The sequence below is a fragment of the Intrasporangium sp. genome (assembly GCF_035688975.1).
Classification (GTDB): domain Bacteria; phylum Actinomycetota; class Actinomycetes; order Actinomycetales; family Dermatophilaceae; genus CALMNV01.
In genome coordinates, this window is sequence record NZ_DASSMH010000148.1 from 1 (window position 1) to 12,126 (window position 12,126).

Consider the following 12,126-nt stretch of genomic DNA (forward strand, 5'->3'; position numbering starts at 1 on the left):
AGCATCCGGACGGGCACCGGCCCGCGGGCGGGGGCCGGGGGACCCGACGGCGAGGAGGCCGGAGCGGACGCCGAGGTGCCCGACTCGGACCTGACGGAGCCGCGTCCGGCCAGCGCCCAGCAGAGCCCGTCGGTGTCCCCGACGGCCCACCGCCGGCACCGGGACACCCCCCGGGTCCGTCGGCTGGCGAGCGAGCACGGCGTGGACCTCGCGTCGGTTCCTCGAAGCGGCCGCCACGGGCGGGCCACCCCGGCCGACGTCGTGGCCGCGGCACAGCGGCAGGTGGAGCGCGAGGCGCCCCGCCCACCCGCGACCCGACCCGAGCCTGCCCGCCCGACGAGCCCACCCGCACCGAGCCCATCCGCACCGAGCCCACCCGCACCGAGCCCACGTCAGCCCTCCCCGCGCGGGCGCGTCGAGCGGCTCTCCCGCCGCCGTCGGGTCATCGCGGAGCGGATGCACCGCTCGCTGCAGGAGTCGGCCCAGCTCACCACGGTCATCGAGGTGGACCTCACCCGGGTCGTCGCCACGCGCGAGGCGGTGAAGGAGACGTTCCGCGCGCGCTTCGGTGTGCCCCTGTCGGCGCTCGCGTTCGTCGCCGAGGCCGCCGTCCAGGCCCTCGCGGAGCACCCGGTGGTCCACGCGGAGCTCGACCTCGAGGGCGGGACCATCACCTACCCGTCGACGGTCGATCTCGGCATCGCGGTCGACACGGAGGAGGGGCTCGTCGTGCCCGTGATCCGCAGCGCGGACGACCTCACCGTGGGGGCGCTCGCACGCCACATCGCCGACCGTGCCGCGCGGGCCCGGGACGGCTCGGCGACCGCGGACGACTACGCCGGCGGCTCCTTCACCATCACCAACACCGGCAGCCGCGGGGCACTCTTCGACACCCCCATCCTCAACGCGCCCCAGTCGGCCATCCTCGGGTTCGGAGCCGTCGTGCGCCGCCCGGTCGTGCTGCGGGGCGAGGACGGCGAAGACCTGATCGCCGTCCGGTCGATGGCCTACCTCGCCTTGACCTACGACCACCGCCTCGTGGACGGCGCCGACGCGGCTCGCTACCTGGCGGCCGTGAAGGACCGCCTGGAGGCACCCGACCGCCCGTGGCTCGACGCCGTGGGCATCAAGGAGACGGCCTCATGAGCACCGTGACCGGCACCGAGAGGGACGTCGTCGACGCCGTCCCCACCGGCCTGTGGATCGGCGGCACCAGCGTTCCCGGATCCCGGGGCACGCTCGCGGTCGACGACCCGTCGACCGGGGAGGTGCTCGCCGAGGTCGGCGACGCGACGGCCGACGACGCCAGGTCGGCCCTCGACGCCGCGGTGGCCTCCCGCGCCCAGTGGGCGCGCACCGCGCCCCGGGAACGCGGAGAGATCCTGCGCCGGGCCTTCGACCTCATGGTCGAGCGTGCGGACGACCTCGCCCTGCTGATGACCCTGGAGATGGGCAAGCCGCTGGCCGACGCGCGCGCCGAGGTGACGTATGCCGCCGACTTCCTGCGCTGGTTCAGCGAGGAGTCCGTCCGGATCGCCGGCCGCTGGTCGGTCGCCCCCGACGGCGCGAGCCGGCTGCTGACGATGAAGCAGCCGGTCGGCCCGACCCTGATGATCACCCCGTGGAACTTCCCCCTGGCGATGGGGACGCGCAAGATCGGCCCGGCCATCGCGGCGGGTTGCACCATGGTGGTCAAGCCCGCGGCCCAGACCCCGCTGTCGATGTACGCCCTGGCCGCTCTCCTGCAGGAGGCCGGGCTTCCCGACGGGGTCCTCAACGTCGTCACCACCTCGCGCAGCGGGGAGGTGATGGAGCCGCTCATCAGGGACCCTCGGCTCCGCAAGCTGACCTTCACCGGGTCGACCGGCGTGGGGCGCCGGCTCGTCGAGCAGTCGGCCACCCAGCTGCTCCGGGTGTCGATGGAGCTCGGCGGCAACGCCCCGTTCCTCGTGCTCGCCGACGCCGACCTCGACGCGGCCGTGGACGGGGCCATGGTCGCCAAGATGCGCAACATGGGGGAGGCCTGCACGGCGGCCAACCGGTTCCTCGTCCACAGCTCGGTCGCGGCCGACTTCGCGCGCCGGCTCGCCGACCGCATGTCCGGCCTCAAGGTCGGCAGGGGCACCGAGAAGGGGGTCCAGGTGGGGCCGCTCATCGACGAGCCGTCGCGGGACAAGGTCTCCGAGCTGGTGCAGGACGCCGTCGACCACGGCGCCACCGTGCTCACGGGCGGCAGGACGGTCGCCGGGCCGGGGCGGTTCTACGAGCCCACCGTGCTCGCGGACGTGGCCCCGGAGTCGGCCTGCCTGCGTGAGGAGATCTTCGGCCCCGTGGCACCGGTCACCCCCTTCGACACGGTCGAGCAGGCCATCGCGATGGCCAACGACACGGAGTACGGCCTGGTGGCCTACGCCTACACCCGGGACCTGTCGTCGGCGCTGCGCCTGTCGGAGGAGCTCGACACCGGCATGGTCGGCATCAACCGGGGCGTCGTGTCCAACGCCTCCGCCCCCTTCGGCGGCGTGAAGCACTCCGGCTTCGGCAGGGAGGGCGGCGTGGAGGGGATCGAGGAGTACCTCGAGACCAAGTACGTCGGCATCGACGCCTGACGGCGGCGGCGAGGGACGGCTGTGAGGGACGGCGGAAACGGACGGCATGGGCTCGGACTACAGTGACGTCGTCGTCGTGGGTGCGGGCATCATCGGGCTCGCCGTCGCCCGCGAGACCATGCGGCGCCATCGGCAGCTGTCCGTGACGGTCCTGGAGAAGGAGGCCACGGTCGGGGCCCACCAGACCGGACACAACTCGGGCGTCGTGCACGGCGGCATCTACTACGAACCGGGATCTCTCAAGGCACGGCTCTGCGTCGACGGCGCGCGGCGCATGTACGACTACTGCCACGAGCACGGCATCCCGTACGAGCGGTGCGGCAAGCTCATCGTCGCCATCAGGCACGACGAGCTGGGTCGCCTCGACGCCCTCCACCAGCGGGGCGTGGCCAACGGCGTCCCCGGGCTGCGCCGCGTCACGGCGGGGGAGATCGAGGAGATCGAGCCGCACGCCCGTGGTGTGGCCGCCCTGCACGCCCCGAACACCGGGATCGTCGACTACACCAGGGTGGCCGAGGTCCTGACCGCCGAGCTCGAGCACCGCGGCGCCCGGGTCACGCTGGGAGCGCAGGTCACCCGGTTCGAGGTCGGGGGCGAGCACACGACGGTCGTGCACACCGCGGGCCGGGTGCGCGCTCGACGGGTCATCGTCTGCGCAGGGCTGTGGGCGGATCGCCTTGCCCGCCTCGCCGGGGCACCGGCGGACCCCCGCATCGTCCCCTTCCGGGGCGCGTACCTGCAGCTCAAGCGCCGTGCCGAGCCGATCGTGAGGGGCATGGTGTATCCCGTCCCGGACCCCGAGCTGCCGTTCCTCGGCGTGCACGTGACCAGGCACGTCGACGGGAGCGTGAGTCTCGGGCCGACCGCGTTGCTCGTTCCCTCCAGAGACGGGTATGCCGTGCGCACGTTGCGCGCTCGGGACATCGCCGAGACGCTGACGTGGCCGGGCACCTGGAGGATGGCGCGACGGTTCTGGCGTGCCGGGCTGACCGAGCTGCATCTGGCGACGAGCCGGCGCGCCTTCCTTTCGAGGGCGGCCGAGTACGTCCCGTCGCTGCGACCCGAGGACGTGCAGGAGGGGCTCCACGCCGGTGTGCGCGCCCAGGCGCTGGGCCGTGACGGCCGGCTCGTCGACGACTTCCTGGTCTCCCACCTGGGCAACGTCCACTTCGTGCGCAACGCGCCGTCGCCCGCCGCAACCTCCTCGCTCGCGCTGGCGGCGGAGCTGCTCGACCGCATCGAGGCACGACCCTCGACGTGACGCCTGCTACGGTCGCTCGCTACCGTGGGCGCGATGCCCGCGCGCCGCGGGCATCGGGAGGGCTCGCATAGTGGCCTAGTGCGGCGGTCTTGAAAACCGCTAACGGTGCAAGCCGTTCGTGGGTTCGAATCCCACGCCCTCCGCTTCGTGGCAGGCACCACCACCACCCCGTCGAGTGGCCACTTGCGCACCAACCCGCCCGACGGCGTCAGCCGCGCTGGGTGGCGACCCGCACGCCGAAGCCGACGAGGGCCACGCCGGTCACCCGCTCCATGGCGCGTCGGACCGGAGTCCGCGTCAGCGCCCCGCGCGCGCCGTGCAGCAACGCGGCATACGCGTTGAGCCAGGCCACACCCAGCACGGCGTGCACCAGCACCAGGCCGAGCAGGTTGGTCGACAGACCCATCAGGAAGGGTCTCCCTTCGCGGTGCCGCGCGGCGTCGGCCTGGGTGGATCCGGTTCATGGTCGACTGCGCCACAGCGCCACGCGCGTCACCACGGCCACGTCCGGGCCAGGCACCACCGTCAGCAAGGCAAGCGCGCCGACCGCGGCCAACAGCGAACTCCACACGGCAGTCATCCTCACCCGTCCCGGACGCCGCAGACGCCGCGCCGATCAGCACCACGGGTCCGAGACGGCGCCAGTGCCCACTTCCGCGGAGAAGGCGTCAGTACGGCCAGCGACGCACGGGGCCGAGCCCACAGGAGCGCATGTAGCCAGCGGCGCGGGCCTGGACCGGCAGCGGGATGTGCGGCTCGACGGGGTAGAGGTCCTGTTCGATGACGGTGTAGATCTCCCGGTCGAGTCCGGCGAGCGCCTTGAGCAGCGGAGGGAAGTCCGGCTCGCCGAACGGCGGCTCACACATCACGCCGAGGGGCACCGCCTCGGCGAGGGAGAGCTTCTCCCGCCGCACGCGCTCGCGGACGGCCGGTTCGACCTGCTTGAGGTGCACGTAGGTGATCCGCTCGGGGAACCGCTCGATGATCTCGATGTTGTTGCCGTCGCAGTAGGAGATGTGCCCGGTGTCCAGGCAGAGGTTGACGAGCTCGGGGTCGGTGTCCGACAGGAACCGCTCCACACGCTGCTGGGTGTCGACGTGCGTGTCGGCGTGCGGGTGGAACACCAGCTTCACGCCGTACTCCTCGAGCAGGTAGCGCGCGAGCTCGTTCGTTCCGGAGACGAGCGCCTGCCACTGCTCCGGGTCGATCTCGGCGGACTCGGTGAGGGCGCCGCCGTGCATGTCGGTGTACTGCTCGGGCAGGTGCACCAGGTATTCCGCGCCGACCTCGCGCAGCAGCTGCGCCTCTCGGCCGAAGTCCTGCTTGGCCTTGTCGAGCGCCTCCTTGCCCTTGTGCAGCCCGGCGAACACGGTTCCGCCCGAGACGGTGAGGTTGCGCTTGGCGAGCTCGTCGCGCAGCTGGGACGGGTCCTGCGGGAGGAAGCCCTGCGGTCCGAGCTCGGTGTAGAGGTAGCCGGCCAGCGCGACCTCGTCGAGGTACTGCTCCCACCCGACCTGGTGGTCGTCGCGCGGGAACCAGACGCCCCACGAGTCGGGGGCGGTACCGAGCGTGAGCTTGGCCAGGTCGGGAGAGGACGGGGAGTGGTTGGGCACGGTCATGGGTCAGATCCTCCGGGAACTCGGGTACGCCTGCATGGTGGGGTAGGTGATGGGCTCGCTCTTGCCGGTGGCGAGGGACCGGGTGGCGGCTTCGGCGATGGCTTGGGCCTTGAGCCCGTCGTCGAGCGACGGCGCGATCACCTGGTCGTTCTCGAGTGCCGTGACGAAGTGGGCGAGTGCGGCGCCGTAGGTGGGTCGGACGCGTTCGAACCAGCCGGCGTGCAGGCCGTCGTCGACGACGCGGCCGGCGGTGTAGCGGGAGACCGCGCCGGCGCGCTGGCGGCGGGCCTCGACCAGGCCGGTGGATCCGAGGACCTCGACGCGCTCGTCGTAGCCGTAACCGGTGCGGCGGGTGCTGTCGATCTGCACCAGCGCGCCGGTGGGCAGGCGCAGGACGACCGCGGAGGTGTCGACGTCGCCGTAGTCGGCCAGGCGCGGTTCAGCGAGGGTCGAGCCCGTGGCGAACACCTCGACCGGGTCGACGCCGGCGATCCAGCGGGCCAGGTCGAAGAAGTGCACGGTCTGGTCGCGCATCTGCCCGCCGGACACCTCGATGTAGGACAGCGGCGGCATCGCGGGCCCGCGGGAGGTGAGCTGGATCAGTTCGACCTCACCGATCTCCCCGCTGTCCACGACCCGCCTCAGCTCGACGTAGTCGCGGTCGAACCGCCGGTTGAAGTTGACCATCGCCCGGGCGTTGCGTTCGGTGGCGTAGCCGACGACGTCGACGGCGTGGGCCAGGTCGAGGTCGATGGGCTTCTCGCACAGCGCCGCGACCCCGGCATCAGCGGCCCGGCGCAGGTTCTCGGCGTGGGTGTGGGTGGATGAGGCGATGAACACGGCGTCGACCTGGTCGGGGTCGAACGTCTGGTCGAGGTCGGTGGCCGCCCGGGCACCGTGGAGGTCGGCCAGCTGCTCGGCCCGCCTCTGGTCGACGTCGTAGACCAGGGCGAAGTCGACGTGGGGGTTGGCGGCGAGGTTGGCGGCGTGGACCGAGCCGATGAACCCGGCGCCGATGAGGGCGAAGCGCTGCACGGTCGGTCAGTTCCCTGCGTCGGTGAGGTCGGGGGCCGGCTTCTGCGGGGCGCCGGGACTGACCCAGGCACCGTCCTGTGCGTGCGAGGCGGCGACGGCCTCGACGAACTGCACCCCGAGCAGCCCGTCCCGGCCGGTGGGGAACGAGAGCTCCCGGGTGGGGGAGGGCCGGCCGTCGCGGCGGGCCTTCACCTCGTCGGCGACGTCGCGGTAGAAGTTCGCGAACGCCTCCAGGAAGCCCTCGGGATGACCGAGCCCGACGCGGGTGAGCCGCGCGGCGTCTTCGGACAGCCCGTTCAGGCCCTCGGTGAGGATGGTGGTGACGCCGTCGGGGTTCTGCACGCTGAGGTGGTGCGGGTCCTCGTGCTGCCACTCCAGGCTGCCGTGGTCCCCGAAGACGCGTATCCGCAGGCCGTGGTTGTGCCCGGTGGCCGCCATGCTGGCCCACACGCGTCCCGGGGTGCCATCGGTCAGGCGCAGGGCGACCGTGGCGTTGTCGAACACTCGCCGGCCGGGGACGAAGGTGTGCAGCTGGGCGGAGACCTGGTCGGCCTCCAGGCCGGTGAGGTAGCGGGCCAGGTGGTAGGCGTGGGTGCCGAGGTCGCCGACGACGCTGGGGAATCCCGCGATGTCGGGGTTCGTGCGCCACGCGGCCTGCTTGTTGCCGGTCGCCTCCACGGGGGTGGCGGCCCACCCGGAGGCGTGCTCGACATCGACGAAGGTGATCCGGCCCAGCGCACCGTCCCGGATGAGCCGGGCGGCGTGGCGCACCATGGCGTAGGCGGAGTAGCAGTGCGGCACCGCCAGCAGCACCCCGCGCTCGTCGGCGAGGCGCACCAGCTCGGCGGACGAGGCGGAGTCGTTGGACAGCGGCTTCTCGCACACGACCGCGATGCCCACCTCGACGAACGCGCACGCGATCTCGATATGGCTGTCGTTGGGGGTGGCGACGACGGCCACGTCGATGCCGTCCTCGCGCTGCGCCTCGGCCCGGGCCATCTCCCGGAAGTCGCGGTAGGTCCGCTGGGGACTCACCCCGAGCTGGGCGGCCAGCTCCGCTGACCGCTCCGGCGACTGGCCGAACACGCCGGCATCGAGGGTGAACCGGTCATCGAGCCGCATCGCGTAGCGGTGCGTCTTGCCGATGTCGGCGCCGAACCCCCCGCCGACCATGCCCGCGCTGAGCCGCAGCGTCCCGGGTGCACTCATGTCGTCCTCCAGCGGCACTGCGGATGGTTGGACAGATTCGGACCGGTCTAAAATACGTCCAAAGGCGGCCGGGACACAAGCCTCCTACGCTGCTGTCGGAGGGAGGACGCGGGATGACACAGTCCGCTGCACGGGAGCCGACCCGGCCGGTGACGATCCGTGACGTCGCCAAGCACGCCGCGGTGTCGAAGTCGCTGGTGTCGATGGTGCTGCGCGGCGCGCCGCACGTCAGCGAGGTGCGCCGGCGCGCGGTGCTGGACGCGGTGGCCGAGCTGGACTACCGGCCCAACCGCACCGCGCGCACCCTCTCCCAAGCACGCAGCGACACCGTCGGGGTGCTGCTGAACGACCTGGCCAACCCGTGGTTCGTCGACCTGCTCGAAGGGCTGAGCACCGCGCTGCACGCCGCCGGCCTCGCCCCGATCCTCGCCGACAGCCACACCGATCTCCGCGTCGGCCGACGCTCCGTCGAGACCCTCGTCGCCCAAGGCATCGACGCCCTCGTGGTCGTGGGCACCACCGCGGAGTCCGCCGCCATCGCGGCCGCGGCCGAGTCCATCCCCGTGGTCCTCGCCGGCACCCGCGAACCGCAACTGCCCCACGTCGACATCGCCGTCAACGACGACGAGGTGGGGGGCCGACTCGCCACCCAGCACCTCATCGGGCTGGGTCACCGCCGGATTGCGCACCTGCGCGGCCCCGGGGCCGTCGGCGACCTGCGCCACGCCGGCTACCACGCCGCCATGACTGACGCCGGCCTCGACCCCGACCGGTATGCCGAGTTCGGCGGCATGAGCGAAGAGAGCGGGTATGCCGCCGCCCGGCGCCTGCTCTCGCGCCCCGACCGACCCACGGCGATCTTCGCCTTCAACGACATCGCCGCCATCGGCGCCCTGTCTGCCGCCGCCGACGACAGCATCGTCGTGCCCACCGAGCTCTCGCTCGTCGGCTACGACAACACCTACTTGGCCCGCATCCGCCACATCTCGCTCACCTGCGTCGACAACGGCAACTTCGCCGTCGGCGTCCAAGCCGGCAAGTTCCTCAGCGAACGCCTGCAGACCCCCACCCTGCCCGCCCGCACGTACTCGGTTCCCACGCAGCTGCACATCCGCAGCACCACCGCGCCTGCCCCAGCTGAGGCATAGAGCCCCTTGGGCCGACCCCCGCCCTGCCCGACGCACGGCAGCCCGGACGCCGAGCGGCGAGATTGTTGCCCGTGACTGGTGCTCCAGCAGGGCGTCCGTGCTACGGTCGTGAGGGTTGCAGTTGCAGTTCCTAGCAGTTGGGAAGGTGCCCGTCATCCTTGAGGAGACGGGCTTTCTTTTCGACGTCGACGGGTTCGCCCGCCGAGTGGGGTCAAACGGCAGCCTGGGGTGCGCGAGGTGCGTGGCCCCATTGGCTAAAGAAGGAAAGAGTCACCCGTATGGCACAGGGCACCGTCAAGTGGTTCAACGCTGAAAAGGGCTTCGGCTTCATCGCCCAGGACGGCGGCGGCCCCGACGTTTTCGTCCACTACTCGGCCATCCAGTCGAACGGCTACCGTTCGCTGGAGGAGGCGCAGCGCGTCGAGTTCGAGGTCACCCAGGGCCCCAAGGGTCCCCAGGCTGACGCGGTTCGTCCGCTCTGACGAAGCACCGAGCGACACTTCGTCGTTCGCAACAAGGCCCCCGGCACTGCCGGGGGCCTTGTTGCGTCCAGCCGCCCGCACGACGGGGGCAGACGGTACGACGGGGGCGGCCGACGGCACGAGGAGGGGAGCTGACCGCGGGCCGCCGCGGCTGACGTGCCGGCGCAGGCCACCACCGGTGACCCGGGTCAGCAGATGTCGATGACCTGGCCGTCCGGCCCGACCGTGGCCGTGGTGGTCCCGCTCGAAGGGGTGGTCGTCGTCGTGGTCGGGGCGGCCGGCGACGTCGTGCCGGAGGGCTTGGGAGCCGGCGGCGGGGGCGGCGGGTTGATGGCCGCCTGCACGAGCGTGTGGATCTTCGCGAAGTTCGGGGCGGCGGCATACACCGTGGGAGGTGTCAGCGGCAGACTGACGATGGTCGAGGACTGCACCCGCTGGACCAGCTCGACGAACGCCGGAAGGTTGCCGGCCGGGATGTCGGTGTAGATGTTGTCCTGCGCGATCTGGGCGATCTTGGCGTACTGGGTGATCATCGACCCGGGGTTGACCTGGTCGAGCACCGCGCGGATGACGCAGCGCTGCCGGCCCATGCGGTACGTGTCGTCGTCGGTGGCGCGGGCTCGGGCGTACCACAGGGCGAGGTGCCCGTTGAGGTGCTGGCGCCCCGCCGTGAACCAGCCCTCGTTGTTGACGACGCGTCCGCGGTAGGCGTCGAAGTAGCCGCCGATGGGCAGCCGCCCGCTCGGGCCGAGCTGGACGTTGAGGTCGATGCCGCCCATCGCGTCGACGAGCTGCTCGAAGCCCTTGAGGTCGATGACGACGGTGTGGTCGATCCGGATGCCGAGCGTCTCGCCGATGACGTCGCGGATCGTCGCCCGGCCGGGGCTCGGCTCGCCGGCGAAGCTGCCCGGATGCGCGGCCTTGTACTCGTCGGCCTCCGCCCACACGGCGTTGAGCAGGCACGGGTCGCCGCCCTCACGCAGGCACCGCGGCACGCCGTAGCCCCGGGGGTAGACCGCGTGCAGGGGGTTGCTTGCGGGGAACGGCACCCGCTCGAGGCTGCGCGGGAGCGAGATGAGGACGGTGCGGCCGGTCTTGGTGTCCATGCTCGCGACGATCATCGAGTCGGTGCGGGTGCCTTCGCGGCCGACGCCCGCGTCGGAGCCGAGGAGCAGGACGTTGACCCGTGGGGTGTCGCGCCACGGGTCATCGCCCTGCACCACCTGGGCTCCTGCCCGCTGCTCGCCGCGGACCACCGACTGGCCGGGGGTGGCACCGAACACCGTCTGCACCGTCTCGCCGGTGATGGTGGCGTATTCGGAGAGCTGGTAGGACAGGCCGGCGACGAGCAGGACCATCACCGCGGTGAAGGCCGCGAGGAGGCCGGTGCGCCGGCGGTCGAGCCGCGCCGGTCGCGCACGCACCGCGGTGAGCACGATCGAGGCGCACCACACGAGGCCGAGGGCGCCGAGGACGATCGCGGCCGTCCGGAGCAGGCCCGGGCGGCTGGCGAGCTGCAGCGCGGCCTGCAGGGTCCCGCGGGTCAGGACGTAGGCCGCAAGGGCGACGGCGGACAGGAGCGCGACGACGACGAGGACCCAGCCGAGCCGTCGGTGGCGCGTCTGGGTGAGGCCGGCACCGGGAATGAGGGTGCCGAGCGCGGTCAGGCCGATGGCGCGGCGCAACCCCCCCGCGTCGTCCCCCACCGGGTCGGTCCCGCCTGGGCCGGTCCCGCCAGGCCCGGTCCCGCCTGGGCCGGTCCTCATGGTGTCGTCCCCCACTGCCTGGCGCGGACCCGTCCGGGACGGGCGACGGTCATGCTCCTGCGTCATGGGGTCCTCTCGTGGCCGGCGCCTCGGTGGGCAGCCTTTCCATTGTGCACCCCGGCGCGCGGAGCACGGCACTGCGGCTATCGCGGCTCGCCGGGCACCCGGGTCGGCGGCGGCGTCGAGCGCGGCCTCGGGTTTGGTCGAGCGCCCGGGCGCCGGTAGCCTGTGCAGGCCCGGATGTGCCTCGGCCGGCTGGGCGTGGAGGCGTCGCATAGTGGCCTAGTGCGCCCGCCTGCTAAGCGGGTTGGGGATAAAACCCCTCGCGGGTTCAAATCCCGCCGCCTCCGCCGACGACCTCGGCGCGACTCAGCCCCCGGGGACGGACTCTCCCCGGGGGCCGCGTCGTCTGGCGGGGGGTGCATCCATTGCGGCCCATGCGAGGCTGGCTCACCCGAGGCTGGGCTCACCCGCGGCTGGGTTCACGCTCCGTGCGCCCGCCGGGCCCGTCGCCAGAGCGGCACCGCGAGCCAGAGCCCCACCGCGACGAGCGAGAGCATCCCGGCGACGACGAGTGCCGCGGTGTGGCTGAGCAGGACATCGAGGACCAGGGTGGTGCCGCCGAGGATCGTCAGGCACAGCGTGAGCAGGCCCACGACCATGAGCACCTCGGTGTAGAGCACGATGAAGTCCTTGACGCCCGCCCGGAAGAGCAGCCGGTGCAGCGCGACCGGTGCCGTGAAGATGAGCACGGACAACGCCGCCGTCACGAGGGTGCTGACGTAGACCCCCCGCTGGAAGTCCGTCAGCGTCGTGAAGCGCTGCTGGAAGGGAATCGTCAGGAGGAAGGCGAAGAGGATCTGCACCCCGGCCTGCGCGATGCGCAGCTCCTGCAGCTGCTCGGCATAGTTGCGGTCGAGCCGGGCGGCCTCGGACTCGTTGCGCGTGTAGTGGCCCTGGCTGCTCATCCGCCCATCCTGTCAGCCGGTGTGGCACG

At 72.2% G+C, this 12,126-nt stretch carries 11 protein-coding genes and 2 tRNA genes; 7 read left to right on the forward strand and 6 right to left on the reverse strand.

The window, feature by feature from the left end:
• The 4 genes from VFJ94_RS15425 to VFJ94_RS15440 form a co-directional block, all read left to right on the forward strand.
• On the forward strand, positions 1–1,146 hold a 1,146-nt coding region (locus VFJ94_RS15425), incomplete at its 5' end, for a 2-oxo acid dehydrogenase subunit E2 (RefSeq protein WP_325005112.1).
• Entirely contained in the window at positions 1,143–2,609 is a 1,467-nt protein-coding gene (locus VFJ94_RS15430) for an NAD-dependent succinate-semialdehyde dehydrogenase (RefSeq protein WP_325005113.1), read from the forward strand. The genes VFJ94_RS15425 and VFJ94_RS15430, both read left to right, overlap by 4 nt.
• 46 nt (positions 2,610–2,655) lie before the next feature.
• Positions 2,656–3,870, forward strand: coding sequence for an L-2-hydroxyglutarate oxidase (gene lhgO, locus VFJ94_RS15435; RefSeq protein WP_325005114.1), 1,215 nt, complete (start codon positions 2,656–2,658; stop codon positions 3,868–3,870).
• Positions 3,871–3,926: 56 nt separating this feature from the next.
• Positions 3,927–4,013, forward strand: a tRNA-Ser gene (locus VFJ94_RS15440).
• Between the two features lie 65 nt (positions 4,014–4,078).
• Here VFJ94_RS15440 and VFJ94_RS15445 read toward each other — a convergent pair.
• From VFJ94_RS15445 to VFJ94_RS15460, 4 genes are all read right to left on the reverse strand, one after another.
• Entirely contained in the window at positions 4,079–4,276 is a 198-nt protein-coding gene (locus VFJ94_RS15445) for a hypothetical protein (protein ID WP_325005115.1), read from the reverse strand.
• A gap of 262 nt (positions 4,277–4,538) precedes the next feature.
• On the reverse strand, positions 4,539–5,489 hold the full coding sequence (locus VFJ94_RS15450; protein ID WP_325005116.1) for a TIM barrel protein: 951 nt from the start codon (positions 5,487–5,489) through the stop codon (positions 4,539–4,541).
• A 3-nt stretch (positions 5,490–5,492) separates the two neighbouring features.
• Positions 5,493–6,524: a Gfo/Idh/MocA family protein gene (locus tag VFJ94_RS15455; RefSeq protein ID WP_325005117.1), complete on the reverse strand. Its 1,032-nt coding sequence runs from the start codon at positions 6,522–6,524 to the stop codon at positions 5,493–5,495.
• Between the two features lie 6 nt (positions 6,525–6,530).
• A complete protein-coding gene (locus VFJ94_RS15460; RefSeq protein ID WP_325005118.1) occupies positions 6,531–7,733 on the reverse strand; it encodes a Gfo/Idh/MocA family oxidoreductase in 1,203 nt (400 codons plus the stop codon).
• Positions 7,734–7,846: 113 nt separating this feature from the next.
• On the opposite strand from VFJ94_RS15460, the gene VFJ94_RS15465 reads away from it, so the two are divergent.
• Both VFJ94_RS15465 and VFJ94_RS15470 read left to right on the forward strand, forming a co-directional pair.
• Positions 7,847–8,881, forward strand: a complete 1,035-nt coding sequence (locus tag VFJ94_RS15465) for a LacI family DNA-binding transcriptional regulator (RefSeq protein ID WP_325005119.1) — start codon at positions 7,847–7,849, stop codon at positions 8,879–8,881.
• 278 nt (positions 8,882–9,159) lie between these two features.
• Positions 9,160–9,363, forward strand: coding sequence for a cold-shock protein (locus VFJ94_RS15470; RefSeq protein WP_030200907.1), 204 nt, complete (start codon positions 9,160–9,162; stop codon positions 9,361–9,363).
• Positions 9,364–9,551: 188 nt separating this feature from the next.
• On the opposite strand, the gene VFJ94_RS15475 is transcribed toward VFJ94_RS15470, so the two are convergent.
• Positions 9,552–11,129, reverse strand: a complete 1,578-nt coding sequence (locus VFJ94_RS15475; RefSeq protein WP_325005121.1) for an LCP family protein — start codon at positions 11,127–11,129, stop codon at positions 9,552–9,554.
• 263 nt (positions 11,130–11,392) lie between these two features.
• Between VFJ94_RS15475 and VFJ94_RS15480 the strand changes: the two genes are divergently transcribed.
• Positions 11,393–11,479 (forward strand) — tRNA-Ser (locus tag VFJ94_RS15480).
• A gap of 132 nt (positions 11,480–11,611) precedes the next feature.
• Here VFJ94_RS15480 and VFJ94_RS15485 read toward each other — a convergent pair.
• Positions 11,612–12,097 carry a DUF6328 family protein gene (locus VFJ94_RS15485; RefSeq protein ID WP_325005122.1) on the reverse strand — a complete coding sequence of 162 codons (486 nt, stop codon included), beginning with the start codon at positions 12,095–12,097 and terminating at the stop codon, positions 11,612–11,614.
• Between the last annotated feature and the right edge of the window lie 29 nt (positions 12,098–12,126).